This window comes from Kitasatospora sp. NBC_01539, from assembly GCF_045040525.1.
GTDB lineage: Bacteria > Actinomycetota > Actinomycetes > Streptomycetales > Streptomycetaceae > Kitasatospora.
Genome location: NZ_CP109390.1, coordinates 5,972,615 through 5,995,816 on the forward strand (window position 1 = coordinate 5,972,615; position 23,202 = coordinate 5,995,816).

The window sequence follows — 23,202 nt, forward strand, 5'->3', positions numbered from 1 at the left end:
CCCGGACGGATCCTCCGTCCGGGGCGGTGCCCGTTACGCGGCGGTGTGCGGTCAGCCGAGGTCCTCGGTGCGGCCGAGGGCGTCGGGCTGGCTCTCCTCGATGCGGCGCAGCATGCGGCCGAGCATGCCGGAGAGCAGGGCGCGGTCGGTGCCGGTCACGTCCTGGAGGAGGTCGGCCTCGAAGACGGCGGCCATCCGCATGAGTTCGAGCCACTTGCCGCGGCCGGTCCCGGTGAGTTCGATGATCACGCGGACCCGGTTCGCCTCGTCGCGGTCGCGGGTGACCAGGCCGTCGGCGACCATCCGGTCGATGCGGTGGGTCATCGCCGCCGGGGTGAGGCCGAGCCGCTTGGCGAGTTCGCCGGGGCCGAGCCGGTAGGGGCTGCCCGAGAAGACCAGCGCCTTGAGCACCTCCCACTCGGCGGAGGTGATTCCCAGCACAGCCAGCTGCCGGCTGTAGGCCACGTTCATGCGCCGCACCAGGCGGGACAGCGTGGACACGATCGTCTCCACCTGTGGGTCCACGGTGGGGAATTCCCGCTGGTAGAGGGCCACCTGCTCGGCGATGTCGAGCTCGGTGGCGGCCGGCTGCCCGGCCTTGCGTGTGCTCATGCGGGCCATCCTCCCACGGAGCCTGCAGGTCTTAAGCCTTTGACGCCTGAGTATTCGGACTCGTAGAGTTTAGCTCTGAAATCTTGCGGAGTTAAAGCAGGAGGGCTTCAACCTTCCTCGGTGGCAAAGGGGTGTGCACGGTGACCGGCACGGTGAAGCAGCGGACGCGGCGGACCGACAGGGCGGGCGGGCCGCTGCGCCGCGTCCAGGCGGGCAACGCGCTGAGCGCGTTCGGCAGCGGATTCACGATGCCGTACATGTTCGTGTACGTGGACCAGGTGCGGGGGCTCGGACCGCTCGCGGCGGGGATGGTGTTCACCGTCTTCGCGCTCGCCGCGCTCGCGGTGCTGCCCTTCAGCGGCCGCGGCATCGACCGTTACGGCCCGCGCCCGCTGCTCCTCGCCGGGGCCGCACTGGCCGCCGCCGGCGCGTACGCCTTCGGGCAGGCCGCCACCACGCCGACCCTGCTGCTCGCGTCGTTCCTCTTCGGTGCGGGCATCACCACCTGCCAGCCGGCGCTCGCCACGATGATCGTCCGCTCCACCGGCCGGGCCGGCCGCTCGCGGGCCTTCGCCCTGCAGTTCACCCTGGTCAACCTGGGCATGGGCATCGGTGCCCTGGTCGGCGGCCAGATCGTCGACCCCGCCGACCCGGCCAGCCTCACCCGGCTCTTCACCATCGAGGCGCTCACCCTGCTCGGCCTGGCCCTCGTCACCGGCACGGCCCGCATCCCGAAGGCCGCGCCGACCCTGGTGGCCGCCCCGGGCGGACCGAGCGGCCTGCGCGCGGTCGCCGCGGACAAGGCCATGGTGCGGCTCTGCCTGCTCGTCGGCCTGATCTTCTTCACCTGCTACGGCCAGTTCGAGTCCGGTGTCGCCGCGTTCGCCACCGACACGGTCGGCACCGACCCGTCCGTGCTCGGCCTCGCGATCGGCGCCAACGCGCTGACCATCGTGCTGCTGCAGATGATCGTCGTCCGGCTCACCGAGCGCCGCCGCCGCACCACCGCGATGGCCGCCGCCGGCGTGGTCTGGCTCGGCGCGTGGACCGCCGCCCTGGTCGCGGGCCTGGTGCGCTCCGACGCGCTCGCCGCGACCGTCGCGATCGTCGCCGTCTACGCGCTCTTCGGCGTCGGCGAGTCGCTGCTCGCCCCGACCCTCGGCCCGATCGTCGCCGACCTCGCCCCGGCCAGGCTGCTCGGCACCTACAACGCCGCGCACGCCCTGGTGAAGCAGGTCGCCATCGCGGTCGGTCCGGCCGTCGGCGTGCTGCTCGTCGGCGCCGGCACCTGGCCGCTCTACCTGCTGGCGATGGCCGCCTGCACGGTGCTGATCGTGCTGCTCGCCGTCCGGCTGCGCGGCCACCTGACGCCCGCGCAGGACAACGCCCCGCACGTCGCGGAGCCGGTCCGCACCGCCGTGCCCGCACTGGGCACCGCGGCCTGACGGCCGGACCGCCGGGTGCGGGCCTCACCCGGACGGCCTAGCCTCGGAGGAAGGGGACCCCTCACCCCGGCCTGCAAGGAGGGCCCGTCATGGCTTCCGTCCCGCTCGAAGGGCTCCGGCCCGAGGAACTCGCCGACGGATTCGCAGGCCGGCTGCTGCTGCCGGACGACCCCGGGTACGACGAGGCGCGCACCGTCCACAACGCGATGATCGACCGCCGGCCGGCCGTCGTCGCCCAGTGCGACGGACCCGCCGACGTCGCCGCGGCGCTCGCCTTCGGCCGCAGCCGCGGGCTGGAGACCGCCGTCCGCGGCGGCGGGCACTCCGTCAGCGGGCAGTCCCTCGTCGACGACGGCCTCGTGATCGACCTCCGGCGGATGAACACCGTCGAGGTCGACGCCGCCGCCCGGGTCGCCCGGGTCGGCGGCGGCGCCCTCATGGGAGACCTGGACCGCGCGGCCCAGGCCCACGGCCTGGCCACCACCGGCGGCCGGGTCTCCACCACCGGCATCGGCGGCATCACCCTCGGCGGCGGCTCCGGCTGGCTGGAGCGCCGCTTCGGCCTGATGTGCGACAACCTGCTCGCCGTCGACCTCGTCACCGCGGACGGGCGGAGCGTGCACGCCGACGCCCGGGAGAACCCCGAACTCTTCTGGGCTCTCCACGGCGGCGGCGGCAACTTCGGGGTCGCCACCGAGTTCACCTTCGGCCTGCACCCGCTGCCGGACTTCTCCATGGCCCTGCTGCTCTGGGACGCCGACAAGGGCCCCGAGGTGCTGACCCGCTACCGCGACCTCATGGACGACGCGCCCGACGACGCCGGCGGCGCCTTCATCTACCTCACCGCCCCGCCGGAGGAGTTCGTGCCGCCCGCCCTGGTCGGGCAGCAGGCCGTCGGCGTCCTGGTCACCTGGACCGGCCCGATGGCGGACGCCCGCCGGTTCTTCGAACCGCTCCTCGGGCTCGGCCACGCCGCCGAGGTGATCACCGAGATCCCGTACGCCGACCTGCAGTGCATGCTCGACGACCCGCCCGGCTACCGGAACTACTGGTCGGCGGAGTACCTGTCCGCCCTCCCCGACGAGGCCGTCGGACGGTTCTGCGCCCGCGCCGGCGACATGATCGCGCCCTCCGGCACCCAGCACGCGGTCTTCGCGCTCGGCGGTGCGATCGCCGCCGGCGACCACGCCTACCCCGTGCCCTGGCGGGACGCCCCCTGGGCCGTGCACCCCTTCGGCGTCTGGGAGGACCCGGCCGACGACACGCGCGGCCGGGCCTGGACGCACGCCGTCTGCGCGGACATGAAGCCCTGGTCGATCGGCGCGGTCTACCTCAACTTCATCGGCGACGAGGGCGCCGAGCGCGACGTCGCCGGCGTCGGGGCCGGGAACCTCGCCCGGCTCGCCGCCGTCAAGGCCGAGTACGACCCCGGCAACGTCTTCCGCCGCAACCACAACATCCGGCCGGCGGTCTGACCCGCGGGGTCAGGGCGCGGTCGGCATCAGCAGCGAGAAGGTGCCCTCCCGCCCGGGGAAGCGGATCGCCAGCGGCGCGATCGGCCCGCCGAGCTCCAGCACCAGCTGGCCCGACGCCCCCGCCTCGACCGCCTCCAGCAGGAAGTCGCGGTTCACCTGCACCCGCAGCGCGCCCGCCGGACCCTCGTCCCCGGCGTCCACCACGGCGAACGCACCGTCCTCGGCGACCGACAGCACCGACACCGGGTAGTCCGCGCCGTCCTGCCCGCGCCGCAGCGTCCGCGCCGGCACCGCCGCCAGCCCGGCCCGCAGCTCCCCGGCCGCCAGCCCGATCCGGTGCACCGGATCGGCGCGCAGCATCGGCCGGTAGTCGGGGAAGTCCCGGTCGCCGCGCTCCGCCACCGCACTCCGGCCCCCCGCCTCGACGGCCAGGCGCGTGCCCTCCACCGTGAGCACCGCCTCCGTGTCATCACCGGCCCCGGCGAGCAGGGCGCGCACCGCGTCCACGAACGCGGTCGGCGCGACCGCACCCACCGCGGGCCCCTCCGCCGCGCCCACCGCCTCCGAGACGGCCAGCCGGTACCGGTCGGTGGCGACCAGCCGCAGCACGCCGCCGTCCAGGGTCTCGAAGAGGACGCCCGCCACCTCGGGCAGCGCGCCGTCCGGGCAGACGGCGAACCGCACGGCGTCCAGGGCGGCCGCCAGCGCGGCGGCGGGCAGGGTCAGTCGGGTCGTGCTCATCGGGTGCTCCCTCAGCTCCAGCAGCGTACGGACCGTGGAGAGCTCGCGTCGCGCATCCGCCAGGCCGTCCTCCAGCCGGCGCAGATGGGCGTCGAGCGCCGCCCGCGCCTGCTCGGGACCGCCGTCCAGCACCCGCGCGAGGTCCGCGAGGGGCAGGCCGACCCGGCGCAGCCGGGCGATCAGCCGGGCGTCGGCCAGCTGCTCCGGCGCGTACCAGCGGTAGCCCGTCTGCGGGTCGACCCGGGCCGGGCCGAACACGCCCGCGCCGTCGTAGAACCGCAGCGCACTGACGCTGAGTCCGCTGGCCCGGGCCGTCTCTCCGATGCTGTGCATACCGCCGCTCTCCACGCCGAGGACTCTGCGCCCTCGACCAGGTCGAGGGTCAAACCGCCGCCACGATAGACCGGCCCGCCGGGAGCCCGGGCTAGGATCTCCCCGACAAACGCGACAAAGCGTCAGCCGGGCCGGCGCCCGTCGGCCCGCGACCGCGGCGGCCCGCCGCAGACGGAGCGAGGAGGGGCGGACGATGGCGCACCCGGTCGTGCACCCGGCGGCCACCGGCACCGCGGCGCCGGACGGCGGCCGGCCGCCCGCGCACCACGCGGCCGCCCCGCGCGGCCCGCTGCCCCTGATCGCCCGCCACGCGGGCTGGCTCGGCCCGATCGCCGTCGCCCTCTTCGCCGGGCTGCTGCGCTTCTGGGACCTCGACCGGCCGAACGCCTTCGTCTTCGACGAGACGTACTACCCCAAGGACGCCTGGTCGCTGCTGCACCAGGGCTACGAGGGCGTCTGGCCGGAGATCTCCAACAACCAGATCCTCTCCTCGCCGCAGCGCATCCCGCTGAGCAGCGAGCCGGCGTTCATCGCGCACCCGCCGCTCGGCAAGTGGGTGATCGCCCTCGGCGAGTGGGCGTTCGGCCTGCACCCGTTCGGCTGGCGGATCATGGTCGCCCTGCTCGGCACGCTCTCGGTGCTGATGCTCGCGCGGATCGGCCGCCGCCTCTTCTCCTCGACCCTGCTCGGCTGCACGGCCGCCCTGCTGATGTCCGTCGACGGCCTGCACTTCGTGATGAGCCGGGTCGGCCTGCTCGACGGCGTCGTCATGTTCTTCGTGCTCGGCGCCTTCGGCTGCCTGCTCGTCGACCGCGACCACACCCGGCGCCTCCTGGCGGCCGCCCGCGCCGAGGGCGGCCGGGCCGCGGACGAGGTGCGGCTCGGCCTGCGCCCCTGGCGGATCGCCGCGGGCGCCCTGCTCGGCTGCGCCGCCGCCGTGAAGTGGAACGGCCTGCAGATCCTGCTCGTGCTCACCGTGCTCACCCTGCTCTGGGACCGCGCCGGCCGCCGCGGCGCCGGCGCCCTCCGGCCGACCCGCACACTGCTCCGCCGCGACCTGCTGCCCGGCCTGCTCTCCACCGTCGGTGCCGCCGTGCTCGTGTACACCGCCTCCTGGGCGGGCTGGTTCGCCACCGGCGGCGGCTACGACCGCCACTGGGCCGACCACCGGTCCGGCATCTCCCTGCCGCGCACCCCCGTCGTCGACATCCCGCTGCCGCAGGTGCCGATGACCTGGGTGCCCTCCGTGCTCCGCAGCTGGTGGCACTTCCACGCGCAGATGTACGACTTCAACACCGGGCTGACCTCCGGCCACACCTACCAGTCCAACCCGTGGAGCTGGCTCGTCCAGGGCCGCCCGGTCTCCATGTACTGGCAGCAGCTCCCGCAGGGCCAGGGCGGCTGCACGGCCCCCGGCGGCTGCGCCTCGCAGATCCTCGCGCTCGGCACGCCGCTGCTCTGGTGGGCGGCCTGCTTCGCGCTGGCGTACGCGCTGTGGCGCTGGTTCTTCCGCCGCGACTGGCGCTCCGGGGCGCTGCTGGCCGGGGTCGCCGGGGTGTACCTGCCGTGGTTCGGCTACCAGGAGCGCACGATCTTCTCCTTCTACATGGTGGTGCTCGTGCCGTTCCTCTGCCTGGCGCTGGCCCAGATGCTCGGGGCGCTCGTGGGCCCGCCGGGCTGCACGGCGAAGCGCCGCGCCTGGGGCGCGGGCACGGCGGGGCTGATCGTCTTCGCCGTCGTCGGCTGCTTCGCGTTCTTCCTCCCGCTCTACACGGCGGAGGTGATCCCGATGTCGGACTGGCAGGACCGGATGTGGTTCACCAGCTGGATCTGACCGGTGGCCGGCGCAGCCGGACCGCAGGCGGCGGCCACCGCCCAGTTGCTGCCGGTCGGCTGGATGCTCGGCGCCGTCACGGCTGTGCTGCTCGCCGTGGCGGTCCTGGTCGCCGGCCGGGGACGGCTCGGACACGGCCGCGCGGTGCTGCGGGCCGGGCTGCGGGCCGCGGCGCAGCTCGCCGGGGTGTCGCTGGTGATCGCCTGGCTGGCCGGCTCGCCGTGGACGTCGGCGCTGTTCGTGCTGGTCATGTTCGGGGTCGCGGTGCGTACCGCCGGGCGGCGGACCACGACCGGGCCGGGCTGGCCCTGGGCGGCGCTGCCCATCGGGGCCGGGGTGCTGCCGGTGCTCGCGCTGCTGCTCGCCACCGGGCTGCTGCCGCACCGCGGGATCGTGCTGATCCCGGTCGCGGGGATCCTCATCGGCGGGGCGATGACGGCGACCTCGCTGGCCGGGCGGCGGGCCCTCGACGAGCTGACCACGCGCCGCGGGGAGGTCGAGGCCGCCCTCGCGCTCGGCTTCGAGGCCCGTGACGCGCGGCTGGAGATCTGCCGGACGGCTGCCGCCACCGCGCTCGTGCCGCCCCTCGACCAGACCCGCACGGTGGGCCTGGTGACGCTGCCCGGGGCGTTCGTCGGGATGCTGCTCGGCGGGGCCGGGCCGGTGCAGGCGGGCGCGGTGCAGCTGTTCGTGCTGGTCGCGCTGCTGGCCGTGGAGTCCGTCGCCGTGGTGGCGGTGCTGGAGCTCGTGGGGCGGGGCCGACTGGCCGCCGTACCGCGGGAGTGACGCGGGGGTGATGCGGGGCGGGCGCGGGCGGACCCGGCGGCGGGCCGTCAGCAGTCCGGGTCGGACGCGGCCTTCTGCAGCTCGGCCTGGGTCTTCGGGCCGTACAGCGTGCCGTTGCGCTCGTCGCCCTTGATGCGGTGGTCGTTCTGGAACTGGCCCAGCACCCACTGTGTCCAGGTGTCGAAGCTGCCGCTGACGAACCACGAGTTCAGGTGGTTGCGGCCGCAGTCGACGCTGTAGAGCATCTGCTGCATGGCCTTGACGTCGGCTCCGGTGTCACCCGGCTTCAGCGTCCGCGGGGCCGTGGTCGCCGGGGCCGAGGAGGAGGCGGAGGGCGGGCCGGAGGGCGCCACGGCGGGCGCCGACGGGCTCAGGACCGACGCCGGAACGCGGCTCGCCGAGGCGGAGGCCGACGTGCTGCGGGTCGCCGTCGCGCTCGCCCGGCGGCTCGCCGACGGCGAACCGGTGGCGGCCGGGGCGGTCTCCGCCGGCCCGGTCGGTGCCGGGGCGTCGATGCTGCCGGACGGCACCGGCAGCGCCTGGTCGACCTCGGACGGCTCCGAGGACGGGACCAGGACGAAGGCCAGGCCCGCACCGACGATCGCGATCCCGATGCCGGCCGCGACGACGGCCGTGCGGCGCCGACCCGCCGTCAGCTGGGCCTGCTCGCGGCGCTCGGCACGGCCGCCGGGGCGCTGCGGCTGCACCCCCTGGAAGGCGAACACACCGAGGTCGGGGCCGGTCGGGCCGGCGGCTGCGGCGGGTGCGGCGGGTGGAACCGGCGGCCGCGCGGGCGGCCGCGGGTAGGAGCCCGGCACCGGGGGCATCAGTGCCGTGCCGAACGGGTCCGGCCCCGGCCCGGCCGGTGTCCCGGCGTACCCGGAGGCCGCCGGGACGTACGGTCTGACGAGGGGTGGGCCCTCCATGTGGGGCAGGACGGCGGTCTCGGTCACATCGGGGTGCGAGGAGCCGCAGGCACAGCCGGCAGCTGTCCGGACCGCTCCGCACAGCGGGCAGTGCTCTCCCGGCATCGGCCGGTCCTCCTCGATCGGTGTGACGAACGCGCCCGATTATGCAGGAGCTTGCACGGAGACGACAGGGAGGTCCCGTGACGGAGGACCGGCTTGTCCCGATTGGTGGTGAAACGGGCGTGGTGAACGCCGGGTGACGGGTCGGCGCATGCCCGGCACGGCCCGGCTACGCGCCCGGTCCGGCGCCGACGTCGCGTGACCGGCTCTCCTCCAGCACGGCGTACCCGGTGCTCGTGTACAGGTTCATCGCCACCTCGTTGCCGCCGAACACGTTGAACATCAGCGCCCGGTCGCCCGCCGCGAGCACGGCCTCCTCGCCGACGGCCATCGCGGCCCGCCCGTAGCCCTTGCCTCGGTGCCGGGGGTGGACGTCCAGCGCGTAGCCGAAGGTGACGCCCGGGAGGAAGCCGTGGAGCAGCCAGCCCGTGCCGACCGGCCCGCCGTCCGCCTCCAGCACCAGGAAGGCGTGCCCGGGTGTCGCCATGCCCTCCGGCAGCAGCCGCAGGAAGTCGGCGTCGGACTTCCGCCGGGCCTCCTCGGCCGTGTGCGAACCCGCCCGGACGATGTCCGCGACGTACGCCTCCTCCTCGCCGGCCCGCCACACCGGGTACTCCTCCGGGGTCATCGGACGGGCCGTCACCGCGCCGCCGGCCGCGGCCGGGGCGGTGAGCTGCTTGACCCTGTTCTGCCCGCGCACCGCGTACCCGTCGAAGAGCGGGTCGGGTGCGGTCAGCCGTACCTGCACGTGGCGGCCGCCGCGTTCGGCGCACCAGCGCTCGGCCCAGCGCAGCGCCGCCGGGCGCAGCGCCTCGTGGCCGGGCTCCGTCCACAGGTCGCCGATCCGGCCGACGGGCGTGCCGTCGCGGTCGGCGACGCAGACGGCGACGTATCCGGCGGGCCGGGCCGGGTCGCCGATCGCGGCGACCGTCCAGTCCGCGGTGGCGGCCCGGTGCTCGGCGGCGAGGGCGTCGACGGCGGACGCGTGGAGGCCCGCGGCGCGGTGGTCGTCGGCGAGTCGGCGCAGGCGGCCGGGCAGCCAGGCGGAGTGGTCGGCGAGCGGAGTGATGGTGGTCATCAGGGCACCCTAGGCGGCCGGTGTCCGGCGCCGTCCACGGGTTTTCCGTCGGCCGCGCCTTGCTGCGGGGGCCACCACCGGGGCCGTGGGCCGTGAGCCGTGGGCTGGGGGAGAGGGGCCGGGGGCCGGGGCCGCTCCGGTCAGGCGACGCCGTAGCCGGGCAGCGCGATGTCGCCGGCCTTGGCGAACTGCGCGGCGAGCAGCGGGCGCATCGGCCAGCGGTTCATCGACCGCATCGAGGCGGCCCGCAGCCGGATGCCGAGCGCGGAGTTCGGCGCGAAGCCCGCGGCGCCGCCAGGCGGCAGCTGCTGCGCCTTGCGGACGTACGGGCGCATGAGGCGGTCGTAGCCGGCGAACGCGGCCCGGTGGTCGCCGCCGGCCGCGGCGAGTTCGCCGGCCAGCAGGTACGCGCCGACCAGACCGAGGCTGGTGCCGAGGCCGGAGAGCGGCGTCGCGCAGTACCCGGCGTCGCCCAGCAGGGCCACCCGGCCGCGCGACCAGCCGTCCAGGTGCACCTGGCCGACGGTGTCGAAGGAGAAGTCGGACGCCTCGCGCATGGCCCGCAGCAGTGACGGCACCTGCCAGCCGACGCCGGCGAACCGCCGGTCGAGGAGGTCCTGCTGGGCGGCGGTGTCGCGCCGGTCGTAGGAGACCGGGCCGGTGGTGCGGAAGCTGAGGCCGGCCTTGGTCTCGCCGGGCAGTCGGCCGGGCCGCACGGAGGCGACCAGCCCGCCGGGGGCGTTGAACATCCGGAACCAGCCGTCGAGCGGGGTCTCCTCGGGGGCGGTGAACCACGCGGTGCAGAGGTCCAGCGGGCGGACGCACTCCGCCTCCGGGCCGAACGCGAGACCGCGGACGACGGAGTGCAGGCCGTCGGCGCCGACGACCAGGCCGAACCGGCGCGGCGCGGCCCGTTCGAACTCCACGTCGACGCCGTCGGCGTCCTGGTGGAGCGCGGTCACGGTGTCGTCGAAGAGGTACTCGGTGCCGGGCAGGGTGGCCTCGTACAGCAGGCCGGCGAGGTCGCCGCGGAGGATCTCGATCTCGGAGACGATGCCTTCGCCGCCGAAGGCGTCCGCGGACATCCGGGAGGTGACCCGGCCGGCGGCGTCGACCGTCTCGATGCCGCGCTGCTCGACGCTCAGCGCGCGGGCCTGCTCCATCAGACCCATGCGGGTGATCACGTCGCGGCCCGCGCCGCGCAGGTCGACGGTCTGGCCGCCAGGGCGGGGAGCGGGGGCGCGCTCGACGACGGTGACGCGGAAGCCGGCCCGGCGTAGCCAGTACGCCAGGGCGGGGCCGGCGACGCCGGCGCCGGAGACGAGGATGTCGGTGTTCTTCATGCCGCCGAATGTACGGTGTACGCAGTGCACTATGCAAGCCGTAATCTGCTTTCATTGCAGGCGAATTGACGGCAGTGCACTAGTGCTGTCGCGCCGTGCACCACCCCCGCCCGCCGGGCCCGGACGGAACGCCGCAGGGCGGCGGCTACCCTGGACCGGCCCAGAGGCGCACTAGTGCAGAGGAGAGTCCGTGGAACCGCAGGACGCACCGCGCTCCGCCCGCATCGCCGCCGAGCTGCGGCACCGGATCGCCACCGGAGCCCTCGCCCCGGGCGACCGCGTGCCCTCCACCCGCGAGATCACCCGCCGGTGGGGCGTCGCGATGGCGACCGCCACCAAGGTGCTCGCCGAACTGCGCCGCGACGGCCTGGTGCGGGCCGTGCCCGGGGTGGGCACCGTCGTCGCGGACGACCCCGCTCCTGCCGCGCGTCCCGCCCCCGTTCCCGTCCCTGTTCCCGCTTCGGACCCCGCCCCCCGCAGGAACCCGTCCGAGCAGCCGCTCACCCTCGAACGCATCGTCGGCGCCGCCCTCACCGTCGCCGACACCGAGGGGCTCGCCGCCGTCTCCATGCGCCGGGTCGCCGCCGACCTCGGCGCGGCCACCATGTCGCTCTACCGGCACGTGGCCGACAAGGACGACCTGCTGATGCGCATGATGGACGCCGCGTTCGCGCGGTGGACCTTCCCCGCCGTCCCCCCGGAGGGCTGGCGCGAACGCCTCACCCTCGCCGCCCGCATGCTGTGGGCGATGTTCCGCCGCCACCCGTGGCTGGCCCCCGCCGTCTCGGTGACCCGGCCGCAGCCCGTACCGAACGCCCTGCCCTTCACCGAGTGGGTGCTCGCCGCACTGGAGGGCCGCGGACTCGACGGGCAGACCGTCTTCACCGTGCACCTCACCCTCTTCGGCTACGTCCGCGGCACGGCCGTCAACATCGAGATGGAGGCCGAGGCCCAGGCCGTCACCGGCCTGGACAGCGAGGAGTGGATGAACAGCCAGGAGCCGGCCCTGCTCGCCGTCCTCGCCGGCGGCGGCTTCCCGCTGCTGGAGCGCCTCGCCAGGGGCGGGTACGACTTCGACCTCGACGAGGTCTTCGAGTTCGGCCTGCAACGCCTCCTCGACGGCTTCGCCGTGCTGCTCGGCGAGCGCCCCTGACCGCGGGCGGCCGGACAGGACCTAGGGTGGGGGCATGTCTGTCGTGAAGATCAACGTGCTGACCGTGCCGGCCGAGATGCGGGAGACCCTGGAGCAGCGGTTCGCCGCGCGCGCCGGGGCGGTGGAGAACTCGGACGGCTTCGAGTGGTTCGAGCTCCTCCGCCCGGTGGAGGGCACCGAACAGTACCTCGTCTACACCCGCTGGGCCTCCGAGGAGGCCTTCCAGGCCTGGATGGCGGGCCCGATGCAGGCGGCCCACCGCCAGGGCCCGCCCGCCGCGGAGGGCGAGGCGCCCAAGCGCCCGGCCGCCGCGGACTCCACCCTGTGGTCGTTCGAGGTGGTGCAGTCGGCCGGCCCCAAGGCCTGACCCGGCCTGCGCTTCCCCGGACGGGGCACGGCCGGCGGCCGTGCCCCGTCAGTCGTCCCCGGGCGGCGGGGAGAACGTGCCTGCCGCGCCGAACGCCGCCCGCCGCGTGGTGCGCCGCAGGGCCCGCAGCACCGGGCCGCCGACCGTCAGGCAGAGCACGGCGGTGAGCACCGCCCGGGGGAGGTCCCAGCCGAGTGAGGTCGTCAGGCAGTACAGCGCGAACCGCGGCAGGTTCGCGGAGAGCGGGTCGCCCGGCACGAACGCGATCGAGCTCGCCTGCCCGGCGATGTACGGCCAGCCCTGCAGGTTCATCACCGTGCCGTAGCCGACCGCGGCGAGCGCGCCGTACCCGGCGAGCAGCAGCCGCTCGGCCCGGCCGCGCAGCCGGGCGGCCCCCGGGAGCAGCCCGGCACCCAGGCAGACCCAGCCCATGGCGAGCATCTGGAACGGCAGCCACGGCCCGACGCCGCCGGTGAGCAGCGCCGACGCGAACATCGACACCGCCCCCAGCACGAAACCGAAGCCCGGCCCGAGCGCCCGGCCGGCCAGCACCATCAGGAAGAACATCGGCTCCAGCCCGGCCGTGCCCGCGCCGAGCGGCCGCAGCGCGGCGCCCGCCGCGGCGAGCACGCCGAGCAGGCCGACGGCCTTGGCGTCGAGCCCCGGTGCGCCGCCGCCCGCCTCCCGGCCCTCGGCGATCTGGGCGACCACCACGGCCAGCAGCAGCGGCAGCAGCAGGGCGAACAGCCAGGGCGCGTCCGCGGAGTGGCCGACCAGGTCGGAGCCCGGGGCGGCCAGCAGCGGCCAGCCGAACGCGGCGACGCCGACGGCCGACAGCAGGCCGAGCGCCGGGCCGGACCGGCGGCCGAGCGGGGCGGGCCGGGCGCGGCCGGTGCCGTTCACGCGGGGTCCTCCGCCGCGGCGAGGGCCCGGACGACCTGGTGGACCGTCAGCCAGGGCTGCGGGGCGAGGATCTTCGCGGTCTGCGGGGCGAGCGCGGGGGCGGCCGTCACCACCTCGGCGGTCGGCCCGTCGGCGACGACCTCGCCGTCGGCGAGGACGACGGTGCGGTCGGCGAGCTCGGCGGCGAGTTCGACGTCGTGGGTGGCGAGCAGCACGGCGTGCCCGGCGGCGGCCAGCCCGCGCAGCACGGTGACGAGGCGGGCCTTGGCGGTGTAGTCGAGGCCGCGGGTGGGCTCGTCGAGCAGGATCACCGGGGGAGCGGCGGTCAGCACGACGGCGAGGGCCAGGGTGAGCCGCTGGCCCTCGGAGAGGTCGCGCGGGTGCCGGTCGTCGTCCAGGCCGGGCATCAGGCCGGCGACGAGGGCGCGGCAGGTGCCGGGTGCGGCGGCGTCGCGGTCGGCGGCGGCGCACTCCGCGCCGACGCTCTCGGTGCAGAGCAGGTCGCGGGGTTCCTGCGGCACCAGGCCGATCCGCCGGATCAGCTCCCTCGGCCGGGCCTTGTGCGGGGTGAGCCCGCCGACGCGGACCCGGCCGCCCGTGGGTGCGTGCAGTCCGACGAGGCTGCCCAGCAGGGTGGACTTGCCGGCGCCGTTGCGGCCCATGAGCGCGGTGACGGTGCCGGCCCGCAGCACGAGGTCGGCGCCGCGCAGAGCGGGCACCGGCCCGCGGCGGACGACGAGGCGTTCGGCGGTGAGCAGGGGCTCGGCCGCCCCGGCACCGGGGGAATCGGGCGCGGCGGGTGTGTCGGGCGCGGCGGGGCTCTGCGGCAGGTGGCCGGCGAGGCGGTCGCGCAGCGGGGCGGCCCGGCGGCGGGCGTCCCGGACGGAGAGCGGCAGCGGTGACCAGCCGGCCGCCCGGCCGAGGGCGACCACGGGCGGTGCGACCGGCGAGTGCGCCATGACCTCGGCGGGGCCGCCGAGCTGCGCGGGCTGCCCGGGGCCCGGCAGCAGCAGCACCGCGTCGGCGTACTGGACGACGCGCTCCAGGCGGTGCTCGGCCATGAGCACGGTGGTGCCGAGGTCGTGGACGAGCCGCTGCAGCACCGCGAGCACCTCCTCGGCCGCACCCGGGTCGAGGGCCGAGGTGGGTTCGTCGAGGACGAGCACCCGCGGGTGCACGGTCAGCACCGAGCCGATGGCGACCCGCTGCTGCTGGCCGCCGGAGAGCGAGGCCAGGGCGCGGTCGCGCAGGTCGGCGAGGCCGAGGAGGTCGAGGGTCTCCTCGACGCGGCGCCGCATGACGGCCGGGGCGAGGCCCAGCGACTCCATGCCGTAGGCGAGTTCGTCCTCGACGGTGTCGGTGACGAAGTGCGCGGCCGGGTCCTGGCCGACGGTGCCGACCAGGTCGGCGAGGTCGCGCGGGCGGTGGGTGCGGGTGTCGCGGCCGCCGACGGTCACCCGGCCGTGCAGGGTGCCGCCGGTGAAGTGCGGCACGAGTCCGCTGACGGTGCCGAGCAGGGTGGACTTGCCGGAGCCGGACGGGCCGACCAGCAGGCAGAGTTCGCCCTCCGGCACGGTCAGGTCGACGCCCGCGAGGGCGGGCCCGGCGGCGTCGGCGTACCGGACGGACACCTGCTCGAACGTGATCACGAGGCCCTCCGGGGCGGGGTGGGGGCGGCGACGGCGGGTAGCAGGCCGAGCAGGACGGCGGCGGCCGCGGGCAGCGGGAGCCGGGGGGCGGCGGGCGGCACCACGGACGGCGCGAACGCCCCGGGGTACCGTCCGGCGCACCAGACGGTCAGCGCGGCGACGGCGATGCCGGAACCCGCCACCAGCCACTCGCGCAGCGCCCACGGGTCGGGCCGGTAGCGGGTGCGGACCGTCCGGCGGCCGCCGAGCAGCAGCCCGGCGCCGGCCGAGCCGAGCCCGAGCAGCAGCACCGGCAGCGCCCAGGCGCCGCCGGCCGCGCCGAGCAGGCCGTACAGCGCCGCGCATACGCCGAGCAGGCCCAGCAGGGTGAGGGCGGCCGTGGCCCGCGCGACGCGCCGGGGCACGTCGGCGGTGCGGCCGAAGCCGCGGGTGTCCATGGCCGCCGCGAGGGCCACCGAGCGCTCCAGGGCGCCCTCCAGCACGGGCAGCCCGACGCTCAGGACGGCCGCGACCCCGCGGTCGTCCCGGCCGCGGAGCCGTCGGGCGGCCCGCAGCCGCCGGACGTCGGCGACGAGGTTCGGCGCGAAGGTCATCGCCACCACCGCGGCGAGCCCGGCCTCGTACAGCGCGCCGGGCAGGGAGCGCAGCAGCCGGGTCGGGCTCGCGAGGGCGTTGGCCGCGCCGACGCAGACCAGCAGCACCGCGAGCTTCAGTCCTTCGTACAGCGCGAAGAGCAGGCCCTCCAGGGTGGTCGCGCCGCCGATCCGTACACCCTGCGCCCAGGCGGGCAGCGGCAGTTGCGGCAGGGTGACCAGCACGTGGGTGCCCTGCACGGGCGAGCCCAGCAGCACCGTGAAGACCAGCCGGATGCCCAGGACGACCAGGCCGAGCCGCAGGAACACGCCGTACGAGCGGGCCCACGGCTCGTCGCCGCGCCGGGCCGCGACGACGTACCCGGCGACGGCGGCGATCAGCAGCAGCAGGAGCGGATTGGTGGTGCGCGAGGCGGCGGCGGCCAGGCCGAGGGCCCACAGCCACCACGCGCCGGGGTGCAGGTGGCGCGGGCCGACGGCGGGTCGCGTCGCGGTACGGGTGCGGGGCATGGGCGGTCTCTGACGGGAGGTCGGGGCCTGGGCGGTCGGCGTGGCCGGGGCGGTCAGCGGCGTCGGCGGTACTGCAGGTAGGCGCCGCCGGCGAGGACGGCGACCAGCGCGCCGCCGAGCACCGGGCCGAGCGCGGGCCCGCCGTCACCGCCGCCGCCGGACGCCGGGGCCGCGGCCACCGGCTCGCCGCAGCCGGCCCGCGGGTAGCCGTCGATGGCGCAGAGCATGCCCGCGCCGTCGTAGCGCAGCGGCGGGGCGACGGCGGCCAGCACCTCGGCTGAGGTCGCGGCGGCGGGTACGGCGGCGCACACCGTGCGGGCGGCGGGCGGGGTGCCCGCGCCGGGCGGGGCGTCGGCGGAGGTGCCGGGGTCGAGCACGACGGCGACCCGCTTGCGGCCGGGGCGGGCCGGGGTGCCGCCGCACGCGGAGGCGAAGTCGGGGGTGCCGGTGGGGCGGGCGGCGTCCCGGCCGCCGTCCGGGCTGAGGGCGAACCGCCAGCCGTCGACGGAGCCGTCCGGCGGCACGTACAGCGCGGGGCCCTGCTGCTGGTACGCCCAGGTGCCGCCGGTGCCCTTCCAGAACGACCAGTAGCGGTAGTCCGCGGCGTGGGCGGGGGCGGCGGTCACGAGGGCGGCCAGGACGGCGGCGAGCAGGGCCGCCGCCGTCCGGCGCAGCGCGGGGGTCACGGCTGCTCGTCGTCCTTCGGGGCCGGGGCCGGGGCCTGCGCCTGTGCGGCCGCGGCGGCCTGGCGGCGGCGGTTGAGGCTGATCAGCAGCCCGCCGCCGATGCCGACCAGCAGGCCGACGCCGACCAGCCAGATCGGGGAGAAGCCGCCGTTGTCCTCGCCGTCGGTGATGCCGGAGCCGGGGGCCTCGGTGCCGTTCGGGTTGGCGGAGGCCGCGGAGGCGGCGGCGGACGGCACGGCCTTCACGGCCGGGCCCGCGTCCATCAGCAGCTGCACGAGGTTGGTGCCGCCGAAGTTGTACGGGTCGAGGTTCGCGGCCTGCGCGACGAGCAGCAGGGTCGCGGTGGCGGAGGCGTCCGTGCCGTCCTTGCCCTTGGCGGCCCACGCGTAGCCGTTGCCGGCCAGCCAGTCCGCGGCGGGCGCGGCCTGGTGCGGGTGACCGGCCCGCACGAGCGAGAGCACCGCCCAGGAGGTGGCGTTGTAGTCGGGTGCGGGGTCGGCGCCGGGGGTGGTCAGCATCAGGTGCTGGCCGTCGGCGGCGAGCCGGGCGACGAGGTGGGCGGAGGCGGCCTCGGCGGAGTCCGCGTGCGGCACGGCCGTCGCGGTGCCGCCCGCCGGGCAGGCGGGTGCGGCGGGTGCGGCGTCGGTCCGGTCGGTGGTGGTGACCGGCAGGGCGCCGCCGGCCGCGGCGAGGGCGGCCTGCGAGGTCGCCAGGTTGTTGGCGGCGAGGGTGTCGTCGGGCGCGGGCTGGTAGGCGAACGCGCCGCGGTCGGCGGCGGGCGCGGCGCAGCCGAGCTGCAGGCCGGCGAGGCCGTCCCAGGCGCTCCTCCCGGCCCTGGCGACGCCCGCGGGGTCGACGTGCGCGGCGGTGAGGGCGCTGACGGCGAGGCCGGTGGAGTTGGCGTCGCCCGGGCTGCCGGGGTTGTAGGCCCAGGTGCCGTCGGCGTTCTGGGTGGCCCTGAGCCAGGCCACGCCCTTCGCGACGGCGTCCTGGTGCCCGCCGAGGGCGGTGAGGGCCTGCACGGCGACGGCCGTGGCGTTGCTGTCCTCGGTCTTCGGGTCGCAGGCGGCGTCCGCGGCGCGGTACGACGGCCAGCCGCCGTCCGCGCACTGCTGGGCGGTGAGCCAGGCGATGGCGGAGTCCGCCGGGGTGGCCTTGGCGGAGGCGAGCGCGGTCAGGGCGAGCGACTGCCGCCACACGCCGTCGTAGGTGGGGTCGCCCTTGCCGTACAGCGCGGCGGGCGGCGCGGCGGGCGAGGGGGCCGGGGTGTCGGCCGACGCGGGCGAGGCGGCGGTGGCGGCCAGCAGCAGGCCGGCCAGGGCGGTGGCGCCCAGGCGGGCAGCGGTGAGCATGGTGAGGGTGCGCCTTTCGGTGAGCGGTGCAGCAGCCCGGCGGGCTGCCCGTAGACCTCGACGGAACCGGGCACCAGGCCCGGCCGGCCGCTCGCCCCAGGCCCCGGGCAGTCCGGCTCGCCCGCCGGGTGGGCGGGCTCACGGTTGCGGGTCAGCGCCGGAGTCGCACCGGCTTCCCCCGGGAGGGGCGGATGGAGTTGTCGTGCGCGAAGACTCTAACCGGCGGGCGCGGCGGCCCAGCGCCCACCCGGTGGAACAGGTTCCACTTCCGGCCCGCGCGGGAGGACCCGGCGGCCCGGCCGTCCGGTGCGCGCCCCGCCCGGTGCTCAGCCGTCCGCGGTCAGCAGCCGTGCGGCCGTGTGCAGGTCGCCGCGTACCTCCGCCAGCGAGCTGCGGCCCGAGAGCCAGCTCAGCAGGGTGGCGTGCCAGGTGTGGCCGATCACCCGCAGGGCCGCCTGCTGGCCCGGCGTCGGCGGCTCCGGCAGCCGCGCGGCGGCCAGCACGATCTCCGAGGTGAGCCCGGCCACCGCGTCCACCTCGCGCCCCACCGAGCGGTCCGCGAACGACAGCGCCCGCACCATCGCCTCCGCCAGCAGCGGATCGCGCTGCAGCGCGTGGAAGGCCAGCGTCAGCGTCTCCGCGACCCGCCCGGCCGGATCGCCGGCGGTCGGCGGGCGCCGCCTGACCTGCTCGTTCAGCCCGCCCAGCTGCTCCTCCATCACCGCGACCAGCAGGTGCACCTTGGACGGGAAGTAGCGGTAGAGCGTGCCGAGCGCGACGTGCGCCCCCTCGGCGACGTCGCGCATCTGGACGGCCTCGTAGCCGCCCCGGGACGCCAGCGCCGTCGCGGCGCGCAGCAGCCCGCGCCGCCGCTCGGCCTGGCGCGGCGTGAGCGGGCGGTCGGCATGCGTGGACGCGGTCAGCGGAGCCCCCGGGGCGTCGGCGGTACGGAACGGTGCGGCGTGGTGTGAATCACCTTCCCCGGCCCAAACCCGGAAGCTACGGGCCGGTATCTTCGAGGTCTCTCGTTGTTCACATGCCCGACGACGATGACCACACCACCATGAAACGTGATCTACTTTAACCGCTGCGGCCGCCGGGGCTGGGTTGAGTAGGGATAAGGGGCCAGCATGACCGCGCTGCCGCGACCGCTGCGGATCGCCCTGCTCTCCTACCGCGGCGACCCGTTCTGCGGGGGCCAGGGCGTCTACGTCCGCCACCTCTCCCGCGAGCTCGCCCGGCTCGGCCACCACGTCGACGTCGTCGGCGCCCAGCCCTTCCCCGTCCTCGACGAGGTCGACGGGCCCGGCTCCGTCCGCCTGGTCGAACTGCCCAGCCTCGACCTCTACCGCAGCGACGACCCCTTCCGCACCCCCGGCCTCGCCGAGTACCGCGGCGCCGTCGACGTGCTGGAGTTCGCCACCATGCGCACCGGCGGCTTCCCCGAGCCGCTCACCTTCTCGCTCCGCGCCCGGCAGTACCTCGCCCGGCACAAGGGGCGCTACGACGTCGTGCACGACAACCAGACCCTCGGCTACGGCCTGCTCGGCCTGGAGCGCCACGGCTTCCCCCTGGTCACCACCATCCACCACCCGGTCACCGTCGACCGCCGGCTGGAACTGGAGGCCGCACCCACCGCGCTGCGCCGCCTCTCGCTGCGCCGCTGGTACGCCTTCACCCGCATGCAGAAGCGCGTCACCCGGCGCCTGGAGCACGTCATCACCGTCTCCGCCAGCTCGCGCGGCGAGATCGTCGAGCACCTGGGCGCCGCGCCCGGCGCCGTCTCCGTCGTGCCGATCGGCGCCGACACCCGCCTGTGGTCGCCGGACGCCGCGGTGCCCGTCGTGCCCGGCCGCATCGTCACCACCTCCTCCGCCGACGTGCCCCTCAAGGGCCTCGTCCACCTCGTCGAGGCCCTCGCCAAGGTCCGCACCGAGCGCGAGGCGCACCTCGTCGTCGTCGGCAAGCCGCAGAAGGGCGAGGGGCCGGTCGCCGACGCGGTCCGCCGGTTCGGCCTGGAGGCGCACATCGACTTCCGCACCGGCCTGAGCGACGGCGAACTCGTCGACCTGTACCGCTCCGCCGAGGTCGCCTGCGTGCCCTCGCTGTACGAGGGCTTCTCGCTGCCCGCGGCCGAGGCGATGGCCACCGGCACCCCGCTCGTCGCCACCACGGGCGGCGCCATCCCCGAGGTCGCCGGCCCCGACGGCGAGACCTGTCTGGCCGTGCCGCCCGGCGACGCGGGCGCCCTCGCCGCGGCGCTCCTCCGCCTCCTCGGCGACCCGGAGCTGCAGGCCCGGCTCGGCGCCGCGGGCCGCGAGCGGGTGCTGACCCACTTCACCTGGCAGCGCGCCGCCGAACTCACCGCCGAGCGCTACCGCGCAGCCGTCGCCACCGGCGCCGGGCAGCGTGCCCGCGCCGGCCGCGGCTGGCGCTACGTCGCCTGACGTCCCGCCGACCCTCTTCAGTACAGCAGCAACGAATGGGAGCCCCGCAGTGCTGACCGTCGATTTCTCCCGCTTCCCGATCGCTCCCGGCGACCGGGTGCTCGACCTGGGCTGCGGCGGGGGCCGGCACGCCTTCGAGGCCTACCGGCGCGGTGCGAACGTCGTCGCCCTGGACCAGAACGGCGACGAGATCGCCGAGGTCCGCCGGTGGTTCGCGGCGATGGAGGAGGCCGGCGAGGCCCCGACGGGCGCCACCGCCACCGCCGTGGAGGGCGACGCGCTCAACCTGCCCTTCGACGACGACACCTTCGACCGCATCATCATCTCCGAGGTGATGGAGCACATCCCCGACGACAAGGGCGTGCTCGCCGAGATGGTGCGGGTGCTCAGGCCCGGCGGCCTGCTCGCCGTCACCGTGCCGCGCTACCTGCCCGAGAAGATCTGCTGGGCGCTCTCCGACGAGTACCACGAGGTCGAGGGCGGCCACATCCGCATCTACCGCGGCGACGAACTCGTCGAGAAGGTCCGCGGCGCGGGCCTGGAGCCGTACGGCACCCACCACGCGCACGCGCTGCACTCCCCGTACTGGTGGATCAAGTGCGCGGTCGGCGTCAACAACGACAAGGCACTGCCGGTCAAGGCCTACCACCGGCTGCTGGTCTGGGACATCGTCGGCACCCCGGTGATCAGCACCCTCACCAAGGCCGCCGAGAAGGCCCTCAACCCGGTCATCGGCAAGAGCTTCGTGGTGTACGCCTCCAAGCCGCACCGGGCCGGCGCGTGACGGCGGCCGTCCCGGACGTGCTGCTCCTCGACGGCGTCCTCGACGCCGAGCAGGCCGCCGCGACCGTCCGCTCGATCCTCGCCGACCAGCGGCCCGACGGCGGCATCCCGTGGTTCCGCGGAGGGCACCTCGACCCCTGGGACCACACCGAGGCCGCGATGGCCCTCGACACCGCCGGCCGGCACACCGAGGCGGAGGCCGCCTACCGCTGGCTCGTCGACCACCAGAACCCCGACGGCTCCTGGTACGCCGCCTACACCGACGGCGAGGTGACCAACCCGTCGAAGGAGACCAACTTCTGCGCGTACGCCGCCGTCGGGGCCTGGCACCACCACCTCGCCACCGGCGACGACGCCTTCCTCGAATGGATCTGGCCGACCGTCCGCCGCGGGCTCGACTTCACCGTCGGCCTGCGACTGCCCGACGGGCCCATCGCCTGGCGCCAGGACGAGGACGGCACCGCCCCCCAGGAGGCGCTGCTCACCGGCTCGTCCAGCATCCTGCACGCGCTGCGCTGCGGCCTCGCCATCGCCGAGCACCTGGAGGAGCCCCAGCCCGACTGGGAGCTCGCCGCCGGCCGGCTGCGGCACGCCATCGCCCACCACCCCGAGCGGTTCCTCGACAAGGACCGCTACTCGATGGACTGGTACTACCCGATCCTCGGCACCGCCCTGCGCGGCGAGGCCGCCGAGCGCCGGATCACCCGCGACTGGGACCGCTTCGTCGTGCCCGGTCTCGGCGTCCGCTGCGTCAGCGACCGCCCCTGGGTCACCGGCGGCGAGAGCGCCGAACTCGCCCTCGCCCTCTGGGCGGCGGGGCAGTCCGACCGCGCGGTCGACATCCTCCGCTGGATCCAGCACCTGCGGCACACCGACGGCTCCTACTGGACCGGCTACGTCTTCGAGGACGACGCCGTCTGGCCCGAGGAGCGCACCACCTGGACGGCCGGCGCCCTGCTGCTCGCCGTCGCCGCGCTCGGCGGCGACTACGCCACCGTCGCGGTCTTCGGCGGTGACGACCTGCCGGCCGGCCTGGTCGTCAACGACTGCTGCTGAGCACGGCGGTCACGGCGGTCACGGCGGTCACGGCGTCATGACGAAGGGGCGGTTCCCGGTACGAGACCGGGAACCGCCCCTTCGTCACGACGGGCGGGCGTCAGCCCCGCTGGATGCCGGAGGTGTCGCCCAGCAGGCCGTGCGAGCCGTCCTGCAGCTGCGCCACCAGGGCGCCGCCGCGCTGCTCGACCGCCAGGTACCAGGTGCCCGGCACCAGCTCGCCGACCGGCGGGGCCGCCGGGTTGTCCTTGTTCACCAGCTGCCGGACGGCCGGCACGGCGAACCAGAACGGCTGGAACGGCGCGGCGGGCGCCTCCTGCACCGGCTGCGGCTGCGGCTGGGCCTGCGCGGCGGCCGGGTAGCCGTAGCCGCCGGCCTGCGGGTCGGCGCCGAACGCCGGGCCCTGCGCCTGCGGCACACCGGGCTGGCCGCCCTGCGGGTAGCCGTAGTGACCGGGCTGACCGGGCTGGCCGGTCTGCAACGGCTGGCCCGCACCCTGCGGGAATCCCGGGTAGCCCTGCGCGGCCGGGGCGGCCGGCTTGTCGACCAGCAGCGGCGCCTGCAGCGCGGGCACCAGCGGCCCCGCCGCGGCCGCACCGGCCAGCACCAGCGCGGCCAGCAGGCCCAGCCACGCGCCGAAGCCGTGGTCGACGTTGTCGCCGGCGCCGCCGAGCGCCCACAGCGCCGTCCACACCGTGGCGACCGACAGGGCGGTGCCCCACTGGTCGAGGCGCAGGCCGAGCACCTGGCGGGTGGCCGAGGCCTGGCCCTGCAGGCGGTGCAGCAGGATCAGCGCGGCCGCGATGATGCCGAGCAGGAACGCCGACGGAAGGATCGGGAAGAGCGCGGCCTTCCAGGCGTTCTGGGTGTCCGAGGAGCAGCGGTTCGCGATGCAGAACTCCGCGGACAGGTAGGGCAGGAAGGATGCGATGAAGAGCAGCACGGCCGCACCTGCGACGGCGGCGTCTCCCCGCGTGAGAGCGCGCAGATTCACTAACGTTCCCCTCGTTGGTGTGTCGTGGACTGCG

General features: G+C 76.0%; 21 protein-coding genes and 1 riboswitch. Of the genes, 9 read left to right on the plus strand and 12 right to left on the minus strand.

The genetic code is table 11. The features are described from left to right. Nucleotides 1-51: 51 nt before the first annotated feature. On the minus strand, nt 52-612 hold the full coding sequence (locus OG335_RS25855) for a MarR family winged helix-turn-helix transcriptional regulator (RefSeq protein WP_405013500.1): 561 nt from the start codon (nt 610-612) through the stop codon (nt 52-54). Nucleotides 613-752: 140 nt separating this feature from the next. On the opposite strand from OG335_RS25855, the gene OG335_RS25860 reads away from it, so the two are divergent. Continuing rightward, nucleotides 753-2,057 (plus strand): MFS transporter, encoded by a 1,305-nt coding sequence (locus tag OG335_RS25860; RefSeq protein WP_405013501.1) that lies wholly within the window; start codon nt 753-755, stop codon nt 2,055-2,057. 89 nt (nt 2,058-2,146) lie between these two features. After that, entirely contained in the window at nt 2,147-3,532 is a 1,386-nt protein-coding gene (locus tag OG335_RS25865; protein ID WP_405013502.1) for an FAD-binding oxidoreductase, read from the plus strand. A 9-nt stretch (nt 3,533-3,541) separates the two neighbouring features. Here the strand turns inward: OG335_RS25865 and OG335_RS25870 are convergent, their stop codons facing one another. Next, complete coding sequence (locus tag OG335_RS25870; RefSeq protein WP_405013503.1) at nt 3,542-4,606, minus strand: MerR family transcriptional regulator; 1,065 nt, start codon at nt 4,604-4,606, stop codon at nt 3,542-3,544. 193 nt (nt 4,607-4,799) lie between these two features. Here OG335_RS25870 and OG335_RS25875 point away from each other — a divergent pair, with 193 nt between their 5' ends. Both OG335_RS25875 and OG335_RS25880 read left to right on the plus strand, forming a co-directional pair. Further along, complete coding sequence (locus OG335_RS25875) at nt 4,800-6,440, plus strand: dolichyl-phosphate-mannose--protein mannosyltransferase (RefSeq protein ID WP_405013504.1); 1,641 nt, start codon at nt 4,800-4,802, stop codon at nt 6,438-6,440. A 63-nt stretch (nt 6,441-6,503) separates the two neighbouring features. Continuing rightward, nucleotides 6,504-7,226: an ABC transporter permease gene (locus OG335_RS25880; protein ID WP_405015528.1), complete on the plus strand. Its 723-nt coding sequence runs from the start codon at nt 6,504-6,506 to the stop codon at nt 7,224-7,226. Nucleotides 7,227-7,273: 47 nt separating this feature from the next. On the opposite strand, the gene OG335_RS25885 is transcribed toward OG335_RS25880, so the two are convergent. The 3 genes from OG335_RS25885 to OG335_RS25895 form a co-directional block, all read right to left on the minus strand. Then, on the minus strand, nt 7,274-8,179 hold the full coding sequence (locus tag OG335_RS25885) for a hypothetical protein (RefSeq protein WP_405013505.1): 906 nt from the start codon (nt 8,177-8,179) through the stop codon (nt 7,274-7,276). A gap of 244 nt (nt 8,180-8,423) precedes the next feature. Further along, complete coding sequence (locus OG335_RS25890) at nt 8,424-9,332, minus strand: GNAT family N-acetyltransferase (RefSeq protein ID WP_405013506.1); 909 nt, start codon at nt 9,330-9,332, stop codon at nt 8,424-8,426. Between the two features lie 140 nt (nt 9,333-9,472). Then, complete coding sequence (locus OG335_RS25895) at nt 9,473-10,675, minus strand: FAD-dependent monooxygenase (RefSeq protein ID WP_405013507.1); 1,203 nt, start codon at nt 10,673-10,675, stop codon at nt 9,473-9,475. Nucleotides 10,676-10,865: 190 nt separating this feature from the next. Between OG335_RS25895 and OG335_RS25900 the strand changes: the two genes are divergently transcribed. Together OG335_RS25900 and OG335_RS25905 are read left to right on the plus strand one after the other, a co-directional pair. Continuing rightward, entirely contained in the window at nt 10,866-11,828 is a 963-nt protein-coding gene (locus OG335_RS25900) for a TetR/AcrR family transcriptional regulator C-terminal domain-containing protein (protein ID WP_405013508.1), read from the plus strand. A gap of 34 nt (nt 11,829-11,862) precedes the next feature. Beyond that, nucleotides 11,863-12,195 (plus strand): antibiotic biosynthesis monooxygenase family protein, encoded by a 333-nt coding sequence (locus tag OG335_RS25905; RefSeq protein ID WP_405013509.1) that lies wholly within the window; start codon nt 11,863-11,865, stop codon nt 12,193-12,195. A gap of 48 nt (nt 12,196-12,243) precedes the next feature. Here OG335_RS25905 and OG335_RS25910 read toward each other — a convergent pair whose 3' ends face one another. The 6 genes from OG335_RS25910 to OG335_RS25935 form a co-directional block, all read right to left on the minus strand. Beyond that, nucleotides 12,244-13,098, minus strand: coding sequence for an ECF transporter S component (locus tag OG335_RS25910; protein ID WP_405013510.1), 855 nt, complete (start codon nt 13,096-13,098; stop codon nt 12,244-12,246). Beyond that, on the minus strand, nt 13,095-14,747 hold the full coding sequence (locus OG335_RS25915; protein WP_405013511.1) for an ABC transporter ATP-binding protein: 1,653 nt from the start codon (nt 14,745-14,747) through the stop codon (nt 13,095-13,097). Before OG335_RS25915 ends, OG335_RS25910 begins: the two co-directional genes overlap by 4 nt. Further along, nucleotides 14,744-15,850 carry an energy-coupling factor transporter transmembrane protein EcfT gene (locus OG335_RS25920; protein ID WP_405013512.1) on the minus strand — a complete coding sequence of 369 codons (1,107 nt, stop codon included), beginning with the start codon at nt 15,848-15,850 and terminating at the stop codon, nt 14,744-14,746. Before OG335_RS25920 ends, OG335_RS25915 begins: the two co-directional genes overlap by 4 nt. A gap of 53 nt (nt 15,851-15,903) precedes the next feature. Beyond that, nucleotides 15,904-16,536 carry an SCO2322 family protein gene (locus OG335_RS25925; RefSeq protein WP_405013513.1) on the minus strand — a complete coding sequence of 211 codons (633 nt, stop codon included), beginning with the start codon at nt 16,534-16,536 and terminating at the stop codon, nt 15,904-15,906. Then, nucleotides 16,533-17,888: a prenyltransferase/squalene oxidase repeat-containing protein gene (locus OG335_RS25930; protein WP_405013514.1), complete on the minus strand. Its 1,356-nt coding sequence runs from the start codon at nt 17,886-17,888 to the stop codon at nt 16,533-16,535. Before OG335_RS25930 ends, OG335_RS25925 begins: the two co-directional genes overlap by 4 nt. A gap of 105 nt (nt 17,889-17,993) precedes the next feature. Further along, nucleotides 17,994-18,067, minus strand: a riboswitch (cobalamin riboswitch). A 147-nt stretch (nt 18,068-18,214) separates the two neighbouring features. Next, nucleotides 18,215-18,694 carry a TetR family transcriptional regulator gene (locus OG335_RS25935; RefSeq protein ID WP_405013515.1) on the minus strand — a complete coding sequence of 160 codons (480 nt, stop codon included), beginning with the start codon at nt 18,692-18,694 and terminating at the stop codon, nt 18,215-18,217. A gap of 324 nt (nt 18,695-19,018) precedes the next feature. Between OG335_RS25935 and OG335_RS25940 the strand changes: the two genes are divergently transcribed. From OG335_RS25940 to OG335_RS25950, 3 genes are read left to right on the plus strand one after another with little or no spacing between them, the layout of a single operon-like run. Continuing rightward, nucleotides 19,019-20,335 carry a glycosyltransferase family 4 protein gene (locus tag OG335_RS25940; RefSeq protein ID WP_405013516.1) on the plus strand — a complete coding sequence of 439 codons (1,317 nt, stop codon included), beginning with the start codon at nt 19,019-19,021 and terminating at the stop codon, nt 20,333-20,335. Nucleotides 20,336-20,384: 49 nt separating this feature from the next. Continuing rightward, nucleotides 20,385-21,119, plus strand: a complete 735-nt coding sequence (locus OG335_RS25945) for a class I SAM-dependent methyltransferase (protein ID WP_405013517.1) — start codon at nt 20,385-20,387, stop codon at nt 21,117-21,119. Then, nucleotides 21,116-22,174, plus strand: coding sequence for a prenyltransferase (locus OG335_RS25950; protein ID WP_405013518.1), 1,059 nt, complete (start codon nt 21,116-21,118; stop codon nt 22,172-22,174). The genes OG335_RS25945 and OG335_RS25950 overlap by 4 nt, the downstream gene beginning before the upstream one ends. A 100-nt stretch (nt 22,175-22,274) precedes the next feature. On the opposite strand, the gene OG335_RS25955 is transcribed toward OG335_RS25950, so the two are convergent. Next, complete coding sequence (locus tag OG335_RS25955; RefSeq protein WP_405013519.1) at nt 22,275-23,117, minus strand: hypothetical protein; 843 nt, start codon at nt 23,115-23,117, stop codon at nt 22,275-22,277. Nucleotides 23,118-23,202 lie beyond the last annotated feature (85 nt).